The 18,251-nt window shown below is 70.9% G+C and carries 18 protein-coding genes; 12 read left to right on the top strand and 6 right to left on the bottom strand.

Annotated elements, in window-relative coordinates; genetic code table 11:
- The first annotated feature begins 194 nt into the window (after nt 1-194).
- The 6 genes from ACFQVD_RS09485 to ACFQVD_RS09510 all read left to right on the top strand — a co-directional run bounded on the left by ACFQVD_RS09485 (nt 195) and on the right by ACFQVD_RS09510 (nt 4,432).
- Nucleotides 195-359, top strand: a complete 165-nt coding sequence (locus tag ACFQVD_RS09485) for a hypothetical protein (protein ID WP_343964168.1) — start codon at nt 195-197, stop codon at nt 357-359.
- Between the two features lie 43 nt (nt 360-402).
- A complete protein-coding gene (locus ACFQVD_RS09490; protein ID WP_343964166.1) occupies nt 403-1,110 on the top strand; it encodes a phytanoyl-CoA dioxygenase family protein in 708 nt (235 codons plus the stop codon).
- A 253-nt stretch (nt 1,111-1,363) separates the two neighbouring features.
- Entirely contained in the window at nt 1,364-1,645 is a 282-nt protein-coding gene (locus ACFQVD_RS09495) for a hypothetical protein (RefSeq protein ID WP_343964164.1), read from the top strand.
- A gap of 65 nt (nt 1,646-1,710) precedes the next feature.
- On the top strand, nt 1,711-2,868 hold the full coding sequence (trpB, locus tag ACFQVD_RS09500) for a tryptophan synthase subunit beta (RefSeq protein WP_343964259.1): 1,158 nt from the start codon (nt 1,711-1,713) through the stop codon (nt 2,866-2,868).
- A complete protein-coding gene (trpA, locus tag ACFQVD_RS09505) occupies nt 2,865-3,680 on the top strand; it encodes a tryptophan synthase subunit alpha (protein ID WP_386270858.1) in 816 nt (271 codons plus the stop codon). Before trpB ends, trpA begins: the two co-directional genes overlap by 4 nt.
- Nucleotides 3,677-4,432 carry a GntR family transcriptional regulator gene (locus ACFQVD_RS09510; protein WP_343964159.1) on the top strand — a complete coding sequence of 252 codons (756 nt, stop codon included), beginning with the start codon at nt 3,677-3,679 and terminating at the stop codon, nt 4,430-4,432. Before trpA ends, ACFQVD_RS09510 begins: the two co-directional genes overlap by 4 nt.
- Before the next feature lie 118 nt (nt 4,433-4,550).
- On the opposite strand, the gene ACFQVD_RS09515 is transcribed toward ACFQVD_RS09510, so the two are convergent.
- From ACFQVD_RS09515 to ACFQVD_RS09535, 5 genes are all read right to left on the bottom strand, one after another.
- Complete coding sequence (locus ACFQVD_RS09515; RefSeq protein WP_343964157.1) at nt 4,551-5,099, bottom strand: GNAT family N-acetyltransferase; 549 nt, start codon at nt 5,097-5,099, stop codon at nt 4,551-4,553.
- Between the two features lie 319 nt (nt 5,100-5,418).
- Nucleotides 5,419-7,047 carry a hypothetical protein gene (locus ACFQVD_RS09520; protein WP_343964155.1) on the bottom strand — a complete coding sequence of 543 codons (1,629 nt, stop codon included), beginning with the start codon at nt 7,045-7,047 and terminating at the stop codon, nt 5,419-5,421.
- Nucleotides 7,044-7,799, bottom strand: coding sequence for an ABC transporter ATP-binding protein (locus tag ACFQVD_RS09525; RefSeq protein WP_343964153.1), 756 nt, complete (start codon nt 7,797-7,799; stop codon nt 7,044-7,046). Before ACFQVD_RS09525 ends, ACFQVD_RS09520 begins: the two co-directional genes overlap by 4 nt.
- A 46-nt stretch (nt 7,800-7,845) precedes the next feature.
- Nucleotides 7,846-8,724 (bottom strand): alpha/beta fold hydrolase, encoded by an 879-nt coding sequence (locus tag ACFQVD_RS09530; RefSeq protein ID WP_343964152.1) that lies wholly within the window; start codon nt 8,722-8,724, stop codon nt 7,846-7,848.
- Nucleotides 8,725-8,727: 3 nt separating this feature from the next.
- A complete protein-coding gene (locus ACFQVD_RS09535; protein ID WP_386270862.1) occupies nt 8,728-11,466 on the bottom strand; it encodes a helix-turn-helix transcriptional regulator in 2,739 nt (912 codons plus the stop codon).
- A 127-nt stretch (nt 11,467-11,593) separates the two neighbouring features.
- Between ACFQVD_RS09535 and ACFQVD_RS09540 the strand changes: the two genes are divergently transcribed.
- Both ACFQVD_RS09540 and ACFQVD_RS09545 read left to right on the top strand, forming a co-directional pair.
- The gene (locus ACFQVD_RS09540; RefSeq protein ID WP_343982617.1) at nt 11,594-12,589 is read left to right on the top strand and encodes a zinc-binding dehydrogenase; all 996 of its coding nucleotides are present in this window, start codon (nt 11,594-11,596) and stop codon (nt 12,587-12,589) included.
- 137 nt (nt 12,590-12,726) lie between these two features.
- Complete coding sequence (locus ACFQVD_RS09545; RefSeq protein WP_343982612.1) at nt 12,727-13,398, top strand: shikimate kinase; 672 nt, start codon at nt 12,727-12,729, stop codon at nt 13,396-13,398.
- A 135-nt stretch (nt 13,399-13,533) separates the two neighbouring features.
- Here ACFQVD_RS09545 and ACFQVD_RS09550 read toward each other — a convergent pair whose 3' ends face one another.
- Nucleotides 13,534-15,180 (bottom strand): serine hydrolase domain-containing protein, encoded by a 1,647-nt coding sequence (locus tag ACFQVD_RS09550; RefSeq protein ID WP_343982608.1) that lies wholly within the window; start codon nt 15,178-15,180, stop codon nt 13,534-13,536.
- Nucleotides 15,181-15,332: 152 nt separating this feature from the next.
- On the opposite strand from ACFQVD_RS09550, the gene ACFQVD_RS09555 reads away from it, so the two are divergent.
- From ACFQVD_RS09555 to ACFQVD_RS09570, 4 genes are all read left to right on the top strand, one after another.
- Nucleotides 15,333-16,355: a GbsR/MarR family transcriptional regulator gene (locus ACFQVD_RS09555; RefSeq protein WP_343982605.1), complete on the top strand. Its 1,023-nt coding sequence runs from the start codon at nt 15,333-15,335 to the stop codon at nt 16,353-16,355.
- Between the two features lie 222 nt (nt 16,356-16,577).
- Complete coding sequence (locus ACFQVD_RS09560; protein ID WP_343982602.1) at nt 16,578-17,009, top strand: hypothetical protein; 432 nt, start codon at nt 16,578-16,580, stop codon at nt 17,007-17,009.
- Nucleotides 17,003-17,236 carry a helix-turn-helix transcriptional regulator gene (locus ACFQVD_RS09565; RefSeq protein ID WP_012890616.1) on the top strand — a complete coding sequence of 78 codons (234 nt, stop codon included), beginning with the start codon at nt 17,003-17,005 and terminating at the stop codon, nt 17,234-17,236. The genes ACFQVD_RS09560 and ACFQVD_RS09565 overlap by 7 nt, the downstream gene beginning before the upstream one ends.
- The gene (locus ACFQVD_RS09570; protein WP_386270864.1) at nt 17,233-18,186 is read left to right on the top strand and encodes an NAD(P)-dependent alcohol dehydrogenase; all 954 of its coding nucleotides are present in this window, start codon (nt 17,233-17,235) and stop codon (nt 18,184-18,186) included. Before ACFQVD_RS09565 ends, ACFQVD_RS09570 begins: the two co-directional genes overlap by 4 nt.
- Nucleotides 18,187-18,251: the final 65 nt, after the last annotated feature.

Here is an 18,251-nt window from a genome sequence, read left to right on the forward strand (position 1 = left end):
GATTTACGGACGTCTCTCACACGCGTCCTCGCCCTCACTCCAGGCCGGAAGGGGCCTGCATGGCGCGGTCCAGGATCCTTGCGAGCGTTTGCGGCTGAGCGTTCGCGGTCCACGCGGTCAGAGCCGCCTCGACGCACCCCGGGGCAGCGGCGATCACCACGTTGCTGCGAAGAGCGCCTCTTCCTGCTAAGACCGTGGACGGCTTCGAGAAGACGTTCCAGGTCAATCATCTCGCGCCGTTCCTGCTCACCCGGCGACTCCTGGACACGCTCACCGCGTCACGGGCGTCGGTGCTGCAGACCTCCAGCAACCCGGCCCCGGCCGCTCGGACGAGCAGATGGATAACCGGTGCACGCTAGAAAACGGGATGAAATGAGAGCGGTGTTGTCGTAGCTTTCTGCGGTGGAATCTTTTATACGTGACGGATACGTCAAGGTGCCTGCGGTGGTTCCGCGCGAGGTCGCGGAAAAGGCGTGTGCGAGATTGTGGGAGCGGATCGAGCCACTGCCCGATGATCCTTCGACGTGGACCCAGCCGGTGGTGTGGACGGCGGACCTGACGCGTGAGGGCCCGTTCGGACAGATCGCCACCAGCGAGGTCCTCGCTCGGGCGCTGGATGCCGTCGCGGGGCCCGGGGGCTGGTCGCCGAAGTTCACGCTCGGCAACATCCCCGTCCGCTTCCCCCACGCCGAAGCGTCCAACGATGACGGCTGGCACATCGACGCCAGCGTCCCCCTGCAGGACGGCCGGTGGGCGGTATCGACCAGGCCTCACACACTCCTGCTCCTGACGCTGCTGTCCGACGTCGGCCCGGACGACGCACCCACCAGAATCCGGATCGGATCACATCACGACCTACCGCGGATCCTCTCCGAGGAACCCATGGACCCGTTCACCGCCGGACCGCTCGTCGACGCCGGCACTTCTGACAGGCCACTGGCCTACGCGACAGGCGAGCCGGGGGACGCCTACATCTGCCACCCCTTCCTCGTCCACGCCGCTCAACGCAACCTGACCGGACGCCCCCGCTTCATGGCGCAGACACCGATCCTCCTGGCCGAACCACTCGGGCCGGGTGGGCCTCCCGCCCTGGCGGCGGTGTACTCCTGATCGACTCGCACGACGAAGCACACGCCCCCCGCGACTGACCTCAAGGTGCGCGCAGGCAATTCCGAGACTCACGCGGACCGCCGGAGCCCTTGCCTGACCGGTTACGCGATGACCTTCGTTATCCGGTAATGATCACGCGCGGGGTGCGAGCTGTACGGTCGCCGCCCGCCACGACGAGGAGATCGGCCGGCTACACCGCCGGGCCGCTGTTCCGCGCGTCCATCCGTACACGCACCAGGCGTGGCGCGGCCGCATGCGCACCCGCGACGGCGTGGGCGCACCCCTGACCGACACCGAGATCGCCGCCTTCGATGCCGATCCGGCCTGTCCGCTCCGCGAACCGCTTTCCCGAGGAACCCCGCACGGCGCCCCACCGGATCTCGGCATTCGTGGCCCGCCGAAGGAACCGATCCGCACGCTCGTGCTGCGATTCGCGGCCGAAGGCCCTCCTGGCTGCCGCGCCGAGTACCGGTGGTGGCGCGTCCGCGCCGCCCGTGCCACACTTCCTGTTATAGAACTCTTCCAAGAGTTATAGAACGATTGGAGCATGGCGTGCGAGACGTGTTGCCGTGGCGTGAGCCGGTCCCGCTGGACGGGACGATGAGCGAGCCCCGAGCGCGGGGCCGATTCGGCGAGTACGGCGGACGGTACGCGCCGGAGTCCCTGGTGGAGGCGTGCCGCGAGGTGGACGAGGCGTTCCGGGAAGCCTGGGCGGATCCGGGATTCCGCGGCGCCCTGGCACGGCTGCTCGCCGTGCACGCCGGGCGGCCGACCCCGCTCACACCGGCCCGCCGGCTGTCGGAGGCGCTGGGCGTGCAGCTGTACCTCAAGCGCGAGGATCTCACCCACACCGGATCCCACAAGATCAACAATGTGTTGGGCCAGGCCCTGCTGGCCACCCGGATGGGACGGCGCAGGCTGATCGCCGAGACCGGAGCGGGCCAGCACGGGGTGGCCACCGCGACCGCCGCCGCGCTGCTCGGGCTGGAGGCCACGGTGTTCATGGGCGAGCGCGACATCGAGCGGCAGGCGCTGAACGTCTTCCGGATGCGCATGCTGGGCGCCGAGGTGGTCCCGGTGACCACGGGCAGCCGTACCCTCAAGGACGCGACCAGCGAGGCCATGCGGCACTGGGTGGGCGCGACGGGCGACTCCCATTACTGCATCGGCTCGGTCATCGGGCCGGATCCGTACCCGTGGATGGTCAGGGAGTTCCAGCGGATCATCGGCGACGAGGCCCGCGGGCAGTGCGCCGCCGAGTTGCGGACCAGCGTTCCGGACTACGTGGTCGCGTGCGTCGGCGGCGGCTCCAACGCGGCCGGTACGTTCGCCGGATTCGCCGACACCCCGGCGCGCCTGGTCGGTGTCGAGGCGGAGGGCGGCGCCGGGGCGGCCCGCGGCCGGCTCGGCGTCCTGCACGGCTGCCGCTCGCTGTTCCTGCAGGACGACGACGGGCAGATCGCCCAGGCGCACTCCATCGCCGCCGGACTCGACTACCCGGGAGTCGGCCCGGAGCACGCCCACCTGCGCGACCTGGGCCGGGCTCGCTACGTCACGGTGACCGACGACGAGGCGGTCGGCGCGGCGGTACGGCTGGCGCGTGCCGAAGGCATCGTCCCGGCGCTCGAATCGGCGCACGCCCTCGCCTGGGTGATCCGCGCGGCGGGCGGTGGCGAACTGCCCGCAGGATCGACGGTGCTGATGACGTTGTCCGGCCGGGGCGACAAGGACGTCTCAACCCTGAAGGAGCTGCTGTGACGAGCCCCACCCTGGCCGCGGGCGCGGTCGAAGGCCACCTGCGTGCCCGCCGGGACACCGGCCGCGGCCTGCTCATGCCGTACGTCACCGGGGGGATCACGCCCGACTGGACGGACTACCTGCGGGCCTTCGCCGCCGCCGGGGCGGACGCGATCGAGGTCGGCCTGCCCTTCTCCGACCCCACGCTGGACGGTGTCACCATCCAGCAGGCCAGTGACACGGCACTGGCCCGGGGGGCGAGCACCCGCCGGATCCTCGCCGACCTGTCCGGCATGCCGGACCTGGGCGTGCCGCTGGTCGTCAGCACCTACTACAACCTGGTGCTGCACGACGGCCCCGAGACGTTCTGTGCCGCGCTGCGCCGGGCCGGCGTCGGCGGCCTGATCGTGCCCGACCTGCCGGTGCACGAGGCGGACGAGCTGACGGCCGTGGCCGCCGCCGCCGGGATCGAGCCGGCCCTGCTGGCGTCGCCGTCCACGCCGCAGCCGCGGCTGGCGGAGATCGCACACCACAGCCGCGGATTCGTCTACGCGGTGTCGGTGATGGGCACCACCGGTGAGCGGACCGCCCTCGCCGCTTCGGCGACGGAGCTCACCGAGCGGATCAGGCGCGCCACCGACCGGCCGGTCTTGCTAGGATTTGGCATTTCCACCCCGGACCAGGCACGCGAAGCCCGCCGGCACGCCGACGGCGTGGTGGTCGGCGCCGCAGTCATGCGGCGGGTACTCGACGGGGCTGGGCCGGACGACCTGCGGGCCTTCCTCATGACCCTGCGGCAAGCCCTCGACCAGGAGTGTGACCGACCACGATGACCCCCGACGCCGGGCACGAGGCGAGATACCGCGCCATCGCCGCCGACCTCGCCGCGAAGATCCGGTCGGGGCACTACGCCCCCGGTGAGGCCCTGCCGCCGCAACGGGAGTTGAGCGCCTCCTACGGGGTGACCCTCATGACGCTGCGCCAGGCGTTGCGGGAGCTCAGCGACGAGAGGCTGATCGTGCAGCAGCCCGGCAGGGGTACGTTCGTCGCCCCGCCCCACCTGGCGTACCAACTCGACTCGCTCCGCAGCCTGGTCGACGACCTGCGTAAACAGGGCCACGATGTGCGCACCGCGGTGGCCGGGCGGGCGGTGCGCCGGGTCCCCGCCCGGATCGTCGCGGAGCTGCGGCTGCGTCCCGGCGACACCGCCCTGCGGCTGGAGCGGGTCCGCGAGTTCGCGGGACGTCCCGCCGTACACCAGGTGTCCTGGGTCCGCCGGCCGATGGCCGACCAGGTCCGCGACCGCGACTTCACCGCCGTCTCCCTCTACACGGCCCTCGCCGACGCGGGAGTGACGGTCGCCCGGGCGTCCGAGGTGGTCCGGCCCGGTTTGCTCGACTCCGCCGCCGCCCGCCACCTCCACGAGCCGCAGGGCAGCCCGGTGCTCGTCAGCACCCGGATCACCTACACGCTCGACGCCACGCCTGTGGTGTCCGACCATGCCACCATCCTCGGCAGCATGATGGAGATCCGCACCGAACGCGCCGCCACCGGCCTCTCTCTCACCTGGGGCGCCACCAGCTGAGAACCTGTGTGCGGTCTGTCCCACCGTGGCGACGAGCAGCTTCTTGTGGACCCTGCCCGTCGCGTTCCTGGGCAACTCGCTCCCAATCTTGGCAGCACCTGCCCTTCGGAGTACGAGCTCAACCGGACGGCGTGACCGAGGACCACACGCCGAACCATTGCTCGGCGCCGTACTCCTCGAACCGCTCCACCTCGGTGAACCCCAGCTTCGCCGCGAGGCGCATCGAGCGGTCGTTGGCGGTCTGGGTGCAGAGCGCCACCGGCTCGCCGGGAAGTGCGTCGGCGAACCAGCCGAGTGCCGCCGCGCACGCCTCGGCGGCGTACCCGCATCCCCACGCCTCCGGCAGGAACATGTAGCCGAGCTCGGCCTCCCCGGCATCCGGCCGGACGTGTCCCGGACGCTCTGCATCGCGCCGATCGAGCGTGATCATGCCGATCATCGCTCCGCCGAGATCGACCACGAAAAAACCAGGGCGCCGCCCGGGCACCTCGGGCACCGCGTGTTCGAGCTCGTCACGCGGTCGAGGGCCACCAAGGTGGGTGCCCACCTCTGGCGAGGCGAACAGCTCGATGAACGCCGCGCGGTCCCGGGCCTCGGACTCACGCAGCACGAGCCGCTCGGTCCTGATCGGGGCAGGTGGCCAGGTGACGGGCCCAAGCTCGGTCATGGCGGGCAACCTATCGCACGCCCGCCGAGCGGCACACGCTCTCACAACTCACGGACAAAGCCACGGCTCCTCAAGGCATGAGGGATGCCGCAGGAAGAAGTACCGCTCCAGCTCGACTCGCGATGGCGGGCCGGCCGTACGCGGACACCCGCTCATCACTTAAGAACTCAACGGGCACGACCATGCAAGGTGGGCACACCCATCCCGAAGCATACTCAAACTGATACGCCATTCGGGCCCACCGGGCACCGACGCACCCGAACCAGAACCGGCGGTGTTTGGAATCCTTGGACGGGGATGATGTGTGCCCAGGATGCGATCAGTTATCAATCGGAGGGCTCCGGCGTTCTGCCTTGTGGGCGGACGAGCGGAGGACGGCGGCGTCGCGTGCGGCCATCGCATCGAGGAGGGCGGCACCGCGCCGCTGGAGCAGGCGCAGGGTGAGCGCGGGGGTTATGGACAGGAAGGCGGCGGCCTGCGACACGGCCGCCAGCACGGTCACCCACCACGGGCCTCCGGTGACCGCGCCGACAACGCCCGGCAGGACGGCGGTCAGCAAGGTCGCCGGGAAGATCGTCATCTGCCCGCCGGTCGCATCGCCCGCCTGCTGGCCCGGGTAGACGCGCTCGCGGGCATCGACACCCACGGCCGGCATCACGAGCGCGAGCAGCGGCGCCAGAGCGCAGCCTGCCGCCGCCGCGGCGATGGCGCCGCCCACGGCGGCAGCTCCCAGGGGTGAGCCGGTCGCGGCCTGCAGCGCGGCCGCCAGCGCGATGGACGGCACACCGAACAGCAGCGCCCACGCCGCCATCCGCCCGCGCACATCGGCCTTGAGGGCGCCAGGTGTGGTGAGCAGCAGCCACAGGGCCGTGCCGTCCAGGGCGTAGGTGTTGATCGCGACCATCGCGCCGAACACCGCCGCGGCGGGACCCATCAGGGGCAATGCCCAGCTCCAGCCGCTGAGGGCGATGATGAGCGCCGTCAGTAGCGGTGTCAGCCAGGCACTGCGCAGTTCCACGCCGCGTGCCGGGTCACGCAGCCAGGTGGCCAGCTCGCGCCCGATGACCGCGGACACCTGCGGCGTCGCGAACGGCACAGACATCTGCCGCCCTGGTACCGCCGGCCGCCGCGGCCTCGCCTGGCGGGGCGGCCGGCGCAGGGCGCGGGCCGTCAGCGCGATCCAGCTCAGCTGCAGCAAAGCACCCATGCTCAACAGGGCCGCAAGCGGCAGCAGGATCGCACCGGCGCCGTCGCGGGCGGCGACCGTCGCGCCGTACCCCCAGCCGGTGGGCAGGGCGGCGAGCACGTCGATCATCGGCGCGGGAAGCCATCCGAGGGTGGGGGTGACCAGGCTGGTGTCCCCCTCCCCCAGACGCGGCAGCAGCCAGGCCGCGACCGGCACCCATCCGGCGAACGACAACGCGAGCATGATCGCGGTCTGTGCGGCGGCCAGTGTCGTCCCGGCCGGGGTCTGCAGCAGCCGGGCCGCCAGCGCCGCCACCGTCCTACCAGCCCAGACCAGCAGGTAAAGCTGGGCCATCACGGCCACGACGGCGATCGCCGTCGCCACCGGACCGCCCGGTGCCGCCAGCACCACCAACGACAGCAGGCACGCCAGCGTGATCAGCGGGCCAACGCCCAGCAGTTCGGTCCACGACAGGGCCCGTGCCAGCCGCCACGGCCGCACCGGGTAGCCGCGCAGCCATTCGCGTGAGATGACGGACGGGTCGTGGCGGGGCTGGGCCAGCGGACCGAACAGCCACATGCCGCCCCACACCGTGAGCGCTACCGCGATCCAGCCTTCACCGACGAGGCCGCGGGAGGCCAAGGAGGCCGCCACGATCACCAGGGCGGCCAGAACCAGCCCGGCGGCAAGGCTGAAGGCGCGCTCGTTGTGCGGGCCGTTGCGGAACAGTCGCAGCTTGAGCGCGAACAGGGTGCCCGTCATGCCAGCCACTCCAGCGGACGCACCGGGTCGGCGCCCACCAGCTCGACGAACCGCTCGTTCAGCGTCGCGCCCGCGGCCACCTCCTCCACCGCTCCCTCGACCAGCATCCGGCCACCGGCCACCACCGCCACCCGGCGACAGTTGCGCTCGACGAAGTCCATGATGTGACTCGACAAAACGACCGTGCCGCCGACGTCGACGTACTGCTTCAGCACCTGCTCGATGGAGCGGGCCGAGACCGGGTCGATCGCCTCGAACGGCTCGTCCAGCACCAGCACCCGAGGCAGGTGCAGCAGCGCCAGTGCCAGACCGATCTTCTTGCGCATTCCCGTGGAGTACTCCACGATCAGCGTGCGCGGGACCGCGTCCAGCCCCAGGATCTCCAGCAGATCACGCGCGCGGGCCCGCCAGCCGTCGTCCAGGCCGCGCAGCCCGGCGCTGTAGCGCAGGACCTCGGTGGCGGTCAGCCGCTCGGGCAGGGACAGTCCGTCCATCATGACGCCGAGCTGGGCGAGCGCGGCCTCCCGCTCGGTCCGCAGGTCGTGCCCGGCGATCCTGACCGTGCCCGAGGTCGGCTGCCGCAGCCCGCACACGGCCGTCAGGGTGGTGGTCTTACCGGCGCCGTTGGGACCCACGATGCCGTAGAACATCCCCGGCGGGATGCTCAGGCTGAGCCGGTCGACGGCGAGCACGGTACCGAAGCGCTGGGTGAGGTCCGCCACCTCGATGGCAGGGACGGAGGGATCGAGCACAGGTTTTCCTGAACGCTTGAAGAGGAGATATTGGCAGGAACGCGCGTCACTCGGCTGTGTGCGCGAGGATGGCGCCGCCCAGCTCCTCGTGTGTCTCCGGCGGCAGCGTGTGCCCCATGCCCGCCACGATCATCAGCCGCGCCCCCGGGATCTGCTCGGCGATGACCGCGCCGTGACCCGGTTTGACCGGCTCGTGGCTGCCCTCGATGACCAGCGTGGGCGCCTGCACCCGGTGCAGCACGCCCACCGGCTCGAAGTCGGGGTCGGCCGCTGCGGCCAGCCGGTGGTTGGCCACCGCCGACAGGTCGCGGGCCCGATCGTAGATCCGCTCCTGCAGCCGGCGTGCCGCGTCCTCGTCGAACGGCAGCCCGGTGCCGTGCAGCACCCGCTGCTCGGCGATCATGCCATCGATCAGCGCACGCCGGTCCTGCGGTGGCGGGGCGGCCATCAGCGCGCGGTAGAAGGCCACGAACTCCGGCGCCGGCTCCGGCAGACCGCCTTCGGGCTGCGGCTGCCCCGTCAGGGCCCGCATGAGCACCTGGCCCTCGCCGCCGCCGAGCGGCGAGGAGGCGACAACGGTCAGCGAGCGCACCCGCTCCGGCCGCTCCACGGCGATGAGCTGACCGAGCAGCCCGCCCGCCGAGTGGCCGACCAGGTGCGCGCTCTCCAGGCCGTGGGCGTCCAGCACGCGGTAGACGTCGCTCTTGATGTCGTCCCACGTGTACGGCCCGGTAGCGAAGTCGACGGTGCCGGACATGCCGGTGTCACGGTGGTCGTACCGGATCACCCGGCGGCCTCCGGCGGTCAGGCGGCCGATGAACTCGTCCGGCCACAGGATGCCCTGCGACATCGACCCCATGATCAGCAGGATCGGCGCGTCCGTCTCGGCGCCGAACTCTTCACTCCAGATGTCTATGTTCTGCATGTCTCAGAGCATGTCGTCTTCGGCTACGGGCGCCTTCTGTAGAACTACTAGTCGCGCCAGATCCGTACGGGAGCTGATACCCAGCTTCGGATAGATCTTGTACAGGTGGTACTCGACCGTGCGCGGGCTCAGGAAGAGCTGGGCAGCGATCTGCTTGCTCGACAACCCGTCGGCGACCAGGCCCGCGATGCGCAGCTCCTGCGGGGTCAGCGTGTCCAGCACGGCCGTGGGCGGGGCCTGCCCGCTCTCCCCCGCCGCCCGCAACTCGTCCTGCGCACGCCGCGCCCACGGCCGTGCGCCCGCCCGCTCGAACGTCTCCCACGCCATCCGCAGGTGCGCCCGCGCCTCGCCCGGCCGCTGCGCGCGGCGCAGGCGCTCCCCCAGCAGCAGGGCCGTCCTGGCCGCCTCGAAAGGGTTGGTGTGCAGCCGCAGCGCCTCGCCGAAGGCGTCCTCGGAGGAGTCGGCCAGGCCCCGGCAGCGGGCCAGCAGCGCGCGCGACTCGGGCGTCGCGGCATGCGCGGCCCCCCGCTCGTACGCGACCAGCGCCGCCCGCGCGCCCGCCTCGTCGCCCGCGCCCACGGCGGCCTCGACGCGGTCGGGCCCGGTCCGCCACACCACGGTCGGATGCCCGGCGCCCGATCCCGCCGCGGCGATGGCCGTGAAACGGTCGCGTGCCGCCACGTAGCGGCCCAGACACAGGTCGAGCAGCGCCAGCGCGTACGCGGCCATCCCCGCGCGCAATCCCACCCGGTGCGGGATGGCGATGGCCAGCGCCTCGCGGGCCTGCCGCTCGCAGGACTCCTCCTCGCCGCGCAGCGCCGCCAGCACCGCCAGATTGGCCAGGTGCGCGGCCACCGTGTTCTCGTACCCTGCTTCCCGCGCCAGCGCCAGGCCCTCCTCGGAGACGGCCTGGCTGCGCGCCAGCCGACCGGCGATGCGCTCGGCGGTCGCCACGAACTCCAGTACGACGGGCAGCTGCCCGGTCATCCCCGAGACCCTGGCCACCCGCCCGGCCCGCTCTGCCATCTCGGTGGCCAGATCCGACTCTCCCAGAGCGCTGGCCGCGGCCGTCGCCCACAGGTACCCCGTCGCGTCCTCCAGCTCATCGACCCGCGCCAGCGCCCGCCGCAGCAGGCCCGGTCCGGCGGCGTCGCCGTCCAGTGTCAGGCCGATCCCGGCCACCGTGTCCCGCAAGAACCCCTCGGGGTGCGCGACCGCCCGCCGGCCGAGCTCGGCGATGGCCGCCGTGTCACCGACGTACGAGGCCGCCTCCACGGCATCGGCCAGCATTTCCAAGCTGCCGCCCGCCGCCAGGATCCGTACGGCCTCGGCGGCGTTGCCCGAGTTCAGTTCGAACCGGCCCCGGAGCCGGGCGATCTCCATGGCGAGGGTGGCGTCCCCGTCGGCCCGCTCGCGCGCCTCGGCCAGCAGCGACTCCGCCTGTCCCGGGCGGCCGCCGAGCCAGGCCGCGACGGCGGCGTCCTTCAGACGGACGGCACGGGCGCGCGGCTCGGGGGTCAACTCGGCGGCCCTGGCCAGGGCGCTGGCCGCGTCGCCGTATCCGCCGCGGTCGCGCGCCCGCTCCGCGGCGGCCACCAGTGCAACGGCGACCTGCTCGACCTGGCCCAGGGCGGCTCCGGCCAGGTGCCAGGCGCGACGGTCTCCCGCCGTCAGCTCCGCCAGGACGGCGTGCGCGCGGCGGATGTCGGCGGGGGCGGCCGCCTCGTGGATCGCGGATCGGATGAGCGGATGACGGAAGCGCACGCTCGTGCCCGACACCTCGGCCAGCCCGGTGTCCTCCAGCTCGGCCAACGCCACCCGCCCCGCCCCGGCCTCCATCCCGGGCCCGGTTGAGGCCGATCGGGCCGTGTTCGCGCCGGGTCGTACCGGTTGCTCGGCGAACAGCCGGTCGGTGGCGCGCAAGACCAGGCCGAGGTCGGCCTCGACGGCGGCGACCAGGGCGGCCAGCCGGGCAGGGGCCGACAACCCGGTCACCCGGTCGCCGAAGAGCCGGGCTCCGCCGGGCAGCGGGTCGGGCAGCGGGTCGCGCCCGGCGAGCTGCGCGGGCGTCAGACGGGCTGCGATCTCCCCCAGGGCGAGCGGGTTCGCGCCGGTCAGTGTGGTGAGCTCCCGTTTCACCGGGGCGGGCAGCGTACCGTGGCGGGACTCCAGCAGTTCGGCCGCGGCGGACTCGGGCAGGCCGCGCACGTCCACCGTCAGCGGCACGCCCTTGACGGGCGCGCCTCCGCGAACGGCGAGCAGCATCGCGATCCGTTCCGTCCCCAACCGCCTGGCGGCGAACAGCAGCGCATCGGCCGAGGCCCGGTCGACCCACTGGAAGTCGTCGACCACGCAGATCAGCCCGTCCAGCGCGGCCGCCTCGGCCAGCAGCGAGAGCACACCGGCCCCCACCAGGAACCGATCGCCGGCACTGCCCGCGGCAAGCCCCAGGGCCGCCCGCACGGCGTCGCGCTGCGGCTCGGGCAGCGTGTCGAGCAGGCCGGCCACCGGCCACAGCACCTGGTGCAGCGCCGCGAACGCGAGGTCGGACTCGGACTCGACGCCGGTGGTCCGCAACACCCGCATCGCACCACCACGCGCGGCCGCCGCGTCGAGCAAGGCGGTCTTGCCCGCGCCTGCCTCGCCCCGTAGCACCACCGCGCCGCCGAAGCCGTCGCAAGCCCGCGTGATCACCTCGTCGAGTGCGCTGATTTCCGCAGATCTGCCGTAAAGCACAAGCACCCACTGTAGGAGGCCTCCACGCCGTCCCGTCTCAGGGTTATCAGCAAGCTGTGTTCGACTGCCGCTCCCAGAGCTGATGCGGAGCCGGCCGGTGGCCGTGGGCGGCGTGCGCCTGCTGTTCGCCGACATGCATCCGAACCTGCGCCGGATGGAGCCGGTTTCCTGGACACAGACGATCGGCGGGATCATCCGCCTGACGGCGACCTGTATCTGCGGATCCGACCTGTGGCCCTACCGGGGTGTGGAGAAGCTCGACGGGCCGATCCCGATGGGGCATGAGTACGTCGGCATCGTGGAAGAAGTCGGCAGCCAGGTCACGACCATCAGGCCGGGGCAGTTCGTGGTCGGCTCGTTCTGGGCCTCCGACAACACCTGCGAGATCTGCCGGGCGGGCTACCAGAGCGCCTGCGTCCACCGTGTGCTCATGGGCACCCTCGGAACCCAGGCCCAGCTGGCGCGGGTTCCCCTCGCCGACGGCACCCTGGTCGCCACCCCCGCCATGCCGGACGCGGACTTGGTGCCCAGCCTGCTGGCCGCCTCCGACGTGCTCGGCACCGGCTGGTTCGGCGCTGTTGCCGCCGCGGCGGGGCCGGGCAAGACCGTCGTCGTCGTCGGTGACGGCGCCGTCGGCCTATGCGCCGTGCTGGCCGCCAGGCAGCTCGGCGCCGAACGGATCATCGCGATGAGCCGCCATGAACCACGGCAACAGCTCGCCCGTCAGTTCGGCGCCACCGACGTCGTCATCGAGCGCGGCGACGAAGGCGTCACGGCGATCAAGGACATGACCGGCGGGTTCGGCGCCCACTCGGTCGTCGAGGCGGTCGGCACTCAGGAGTCGATGATGCAGGCCATCCGCTCCACCCGCCCCGGCGGCCACGTCGGCTTCGTCGGCGTCGCCCACAACGTCGCGCTGCCCGGCGACGAGCTGTTCATGTCCCTCGTGCACCTGCACGGCGGCCCCGCGCCGGTGCGCCAGTACCTGCCGCAGCTGATCGAGCTGATCTGCAACCGCGAGATCGACCCCGGCAAGGTCTTCGACCTGTCCCTGCCGCTGGATGAGACGGCCGAGGGGTATCGGGCCATGGACGAACGCCGCGCGATCAAGGTCCTCCTCCAGCCGTGACCCGGCCGTTCAGGGCCGGCCCCCTTCGGTTCCTCCCGCTGGTCACAGCAGTGCGCTGAACGGCGGGTCCGGCTCGGTCGTGCACCGGGTGTTCGTCCTCGACGCCCGCCGGGCAGGAACTCGACAGGAGCCAACGAATGCACTCTGCACTGCACGAAGGAGCTTCCCCCAGCGGTTGGAGGGAACGGTTGCGCCACGTCTACTGGATCGGCGGCGGCAGCGGGTCCGGAAAATCCACCATCGCCCGACGTCTCGCCGATCGATATGGAATGCGTCTGTACGATACCGACGCGGTCATGCCCGACCACGCCCGCCGCGTGCCCGTGGAACAAGCTCCCAACCTGGGCAGGTTCGCCGCCATGGACATGGACGAACGCTGGGTGACCAGAAGTCCGCGCGAGATGCTCGATACCTTCCACTGGTTCCACGGCGAAGGATTCAAACTGATCGTCGAAGACCTTCTCGCCCTCCCCGCCGACCGGCCGGTGGTCGCCGAGGGGTTCCGGCTGCTGCCCGGCCTCGTCCGACCCCTGCTCACCGAAGTGGGCCATGCCGTGTGGCTGCTGCCGACTCCCCGGTTCCGCCAGGCGGTGTTCGACAGCCGTGGCGGAACGGCATGGGGATTCCTCACCAGGACCGGTGACCCACGGCAGGCGCTGCAGAACCTGCTCCAGCGCGACGCACTGTTCACCGACCGGCTCAGCGAGCAGACCCGGCATCTGGGCCTCCACGGGCTCAGAGTGGCTTTCGGGGACACCGAGGAAGATCTCGAACGGCGAGTCTCCGCGGTGTTCGGTCTTGCGGAGTAGGCGGTCACGACGTGGGATTCAGCGGCCGTAGCCCCTCGGGCATCCCCGGGAATCGGAAGAAGCGGCACAACGGTCGCATGGATCCGAATGGTGCGCCGCCGTCGCGGCTTGGGTGAACGGCCGCGCGAGGAGCGGCTACTTCTTCGGGAGGCCGACCGCGTTGGCCGCGTCGGCTTCGAAGTACTCCGTTGCGGCGAAGGGGCCGGCGTGCTCCTCGAAGAAGGTTTTGACGCTGTCGACCGAGTCGTGGACGATGACGTTCACCGCTTTGGTCCCGTCGGTACCGGCCACCGCCAGGGTCCACTTGGCGCCCTTCGGCAGCTGCCCGTACGCCGCCTTCATCGCGTCCCAGAATCCGCCGTTGTCGGAAATCGTGGAAACCGCCATGACGTGCATTCCTGTGTTCTCCTCATCTACTCTCGGATTTACTCGGCAATTGGTGTGGAGGTATTGCGCGACCCCGTGTTGGAAGTCGTAGACGGCGATGGTCTGGGGGTCTTCGAGCGGGCTTGCCGAAGGCATCAGGAAATGCGTCTCGCTGATCGGAAGCAGCTCGTACGTGATGCGTTCCGGCTTACCGGAGAGTCGTGCCTCCATGGGATTCACAGTGAAGGTGAGGTGGAGTTCTCCATCCTTGGCCGACACCGTGTATCGGGAGCCTGGCCGCTCGTAGACGCCTTCGTACCTTGACGGGTCGAGGGGCAGGGTCAGGTCGGGTTCCGGCAGTTCCGGGATCGTGGGCGCGCGGAGGTCGAGGAGGATTTCGTTGAACACCTTCCGGTAGAAGCCGTCCCGCGGCCCGGCGTTGGCCAGCAGCACGAGGGCAAGGCCCGAGTCCGGCAGGATTCGCAGGCGCGCGCTCTGGCCGACGGTGCTGCCGTCGTGCGCGTAGACGGTCTCGCCGTGCCAATCGCACACGATGAGACCGAGGGCCCACTCCGGCCCGAACAAATACGGATCGGGCACGGGAACGCGTGATTCCGTCATCTCGCGAACGGCCTCGGCCGAGACGATTCTGGTGCCGTTCGGCGCCTTGCCGCCGTCGAGGAGGACGTGCGCCATTGTGAGCACCTCCCGCGCCGTCGAACTGATGTTGCCGCCGGGGCCGAAAGACCGTGGCAAATGGGTCAGTGGTGAGACGACGGGGCCCTCGTCGAGGGAGCGGACCAGATGCCCCGTCGCGGCGCGGTGCGGGTCCACCTGGGCGTGCCAGGTGCTCGTACTGGTCAGTCCCAGCGGATCGAAGAGGCGATCTCGCATGATGTCGTCCCACCGTTTGCCATCGATCACCTCCATGACGCGGGCGAGAATGGCATAACCCAGGGCCGCGCTGTAACCGTGGGTGCGGCCCAAGGGGTGCACTTGAGGCGCGCCGGCAATATTCGTGACCATGCGCTCGTACACATCGTCGCCTTGGCCGGGATCGCCGTAGGCCTCCTCGATGCCGTTCGTGTGGTTCAGGAGATGGCGGGGCGTGACGTTGGCACTGACCTCGGGGTCGGCGACCCGGAAACCGGGAAGATAGGTCCGCACCGGCTCGTCCAGGTCGACTTTTCCCTCGTCGACGAGTTGCATGAAGGCGAGGGCGGTCCAGGTCTTGGTCATGGAACCGCACTGGTAAACGGTGTCGGCCGTCGCGGGCTCGCGCGTCGCCGCGTTCTTGACGCCGACGGCGAAGTCGATGATCTCCCCGTCATGGAAGAACCCGATCGCGGCGCTCGGAATCCGGTATTCGGCGAGGAGTTCGGAGACCCGCGCCTGTGTTCGCGCTATATCCAACATGGACGTGTCCTTTCCAGGCAAGGAAAAGCTACGTTGCGTTTCGCATGCCGTCAACTAAAAGTAAACGAAAATAGCCAGGTAGCGGCGAATCGTTGCAACAGCATTGTCGGTAAATGCAATTCACGCCACTCGTCCATTGCAATGTATTGTTGGTGAACGCACCTGAAGAGGAGGCGTGGCCGATGCCCGGAGGCAGGCTGACCCATGAGGATCGCCGGAGGATCGCGACCTGGCTGGCCGACGGGCTGGGGTACGCCGAGATGGGCCGGCGGCTCGGCAGGTCCACGTCCACGGTCACCCGCGAAGTCGCGCGCAGCGGGGGGCCGGCAGGCTATCTGGCGGACCGCGCCCAGCAGGCCTCCGATCGGCGCGCCCGCCGGCGCAGGGCGGTCAAGGCCACCGAGCCCGACGAGCGGCAGAGCGAGGTGGCACGCCGCTTCACGGAAGAGTTCGCCGCCCTGCTAGCCGGGACCGGACTGCCCCAGATGCCCTCCCGGGTGTTCGTCTGCCTGCTCACCTCCGACTCCGGGAGCCTGACATCCGCCGACCTCGTACGCCGGTTACAGGTCAGCCCGGCCTCGGTGTCCAAGGCCATCGGCTACCTCGAATCGATCGAGCTGGTGGGACGCGGTCAGGATCCAGGCGGGCGCCGCGAGCGGTACATGATCAGCGAGGACGTCTGGTTCCGCGCCTGGAGAGCCGACAGCGGGGCGCACACCGAGGTCGCGGCGGCCGCGCGGCGCGGAACGCACATCTTCGGCTCCGACACTCCCGCCGGGACCCGGCTTCGCGAGATGGGCCGGTTCTTCGCCCGCATCAGCGACCACATGGACGACAGCGACCTCACCCACACCGCCGTGGCCGACGCGCTGACGGTGATCGCCGCGCTCGTGCACGCCGCCCGGCCGCTCAACGCAGACGACCTCGCCACGGCACTGGACTGGCCCGTTCAGCGGGCCGCCGACGCCCTGGAGGTGATCAGGCGTCGCCCGACCCTCTCCGACCCGCTCACCGTGGAGCGGCTCGGGTGCGGCACGTACGCCATCGCCCCGAGGCCGGACCGTCTGAGCTCCGCGCAACGTGAAGCGCTGGGCCAGGCGCGGCTGTGCCTACGTCACCCCTGCTCTCACCGCGCTGGACGACTTCCACACCCGCCGGGGTCCGGACAGGGCTGACGTCGGCAGCAAAGACCTGCCCAAGAACGCGCCCCGCATTCCGGCGCCCGCTCCTCAGGCGGGGCGCTTGGCCATGACGACCAGACCCGGCCCGCTCTGCTTGGAGCAGCACCGTGCCGGACGCCATGGCGTCGCCGGCCGTGCATGTAAATAAATTTTGACACGATGTCCGGGGTGTTTTACATTGATTGATGTCAGCTTTGTTTTACATGAGGAGCGGGCATGGCCTTCGAGGAAAAGCGCGCCTGGGTGATGATCCTGGTCTCCCTCGGCGCGTACACGATCTACGTGGCGACGGTCCTGGGCCGGGCCGGCGACGGCCCGTTCGCCGACGTCGCCTACGCGGGAACCCTGCTGTGGACCATCGGCGGCGCCATCGTCGCCGCGATCGTGGCCAACATCGCGATGGCCATCGCGGGTGGCCACGGCGCCGACCGCACCGACGAGCGCGACCGTGAGATCAACCAGGTCGGTGAGCGCATCGGGCAGTCGATCGTCGTCATCGGCGCGCTCGCCGCACTGGTCATGGCCATCGCCGAGCTGCGCCACTTCTGGATCGCCAACGCCGTCTACCTGGCGTTCGTGCTGTCCGCGGTGCTCAGCTCGGTTGCCAAGATCATGGCGTACCGCAAGGGCGGCTTCCAGACGTGGTGAAACCGACGCGGGTCACCAACGCGATCCGGGCCCTGCGGTTCGCGCACGACGAGATGACCCAGGCCGAGCTGGCCGACCGGGTCGGCGTCACCCGCCAGACCATCATCGCGATCGAACAGGGTCGCTACTCCCCCTCGCTGGAGATGGCGTTCCGTATCGCCCGGGTGTTCCGGGTCGGACTCGACGACGTCTTCCAGTATCCCGACACCGAAGGAGACCCCTCATGAGGGCGATCGTCCAGGACGAGTACGGCCCGCCGCATGTGCTGAGCCTCGGCGAGGTTCCGATCCCGACGCCCGGCGCCGGCGATGTGCTGATCCGGGTGCACGCGGCCGGCGTCGACTACGGCGTGTGGCACGTCATGACCGGGCTGCCGCTCATCGGCCGCCTCGGCTTCGGCCTGCGCCGGCCCCGCAACCGCGTGCCGGGCATGGACGTGGCCGGCGTCGTGGAGTCCGTCGGCGCCAACGTGACCGCGTTTCGCCCCGGCGACGAGGTGTACGGCGCGGCGACCGGCGCGTACGCGCAGTTCGCGCTCGCCCGCCCGGGCAAGCTCGCCCGCAAGCCCGCCAACCTGAGCTTCACCGAAGCGGCGGCCGTACCCGCCTCAGGAGTGACCGCGTTGCGGACCGTCGGCCAGGTCACCGCCGGTGAGAAGGTGCTGGTCATCGGCGCCGGCGGCGGGGTGGGCAGCTTCGCGACGCAACTCGCGGTCGCCGGCGGCGCCCACGTCACCGCCGTGTGCAGCACAGCCAAGGCCGACCTCGTCCGGTCGCTGGGCGCCCAGGCCGTCATCGACTACACGCGCGAGCCGCTCACCGGGACGTACGATCTGATCATCGACATCGCGGGCATCCGGCCGCTGGCCCTGCTGCGCGGGCTGCTCACCGAGCGCGGCCGGCTCGTCATCGTCGGCGGCGAGGGCGGCGGCCGGTGGTTCGGCGGGCTCGGCCGGCCGCTGGCCGCCCGGCTGATCACCCCGTTCACGCGCCAGCGCCTGGACGCACCGATCGCGCTGACCCGCACCGCCGACCTGGACGCGCTGCGCGACCTCATCGAGGCCGGGGCCGTGCGACCGGCCGTCGGGCGCACGTACTCCCTGGCGGAGGCCTCCATCGCGGTGGGTGACCTGGCGGCGGGCAACGCGCCCGGAAAGCTCGTCATCACGGTTGATTGACCTCGGAGCGCCGGGATCAATATCCTGCGGCGAGTCTTGGCGGAGGTGCATCCGATGACGGCCGG

Source organism: Streptosporangium amethystogenes subsp. fukuiense (assembly GCF_042665875.1).
Classification (GTDB): Bacteria; Actinomycetota; Actinomycetes; order Streptosporangiales; family Streptosporangiaceae; genus Streptosporangium; species Streptosporangium fukuiense.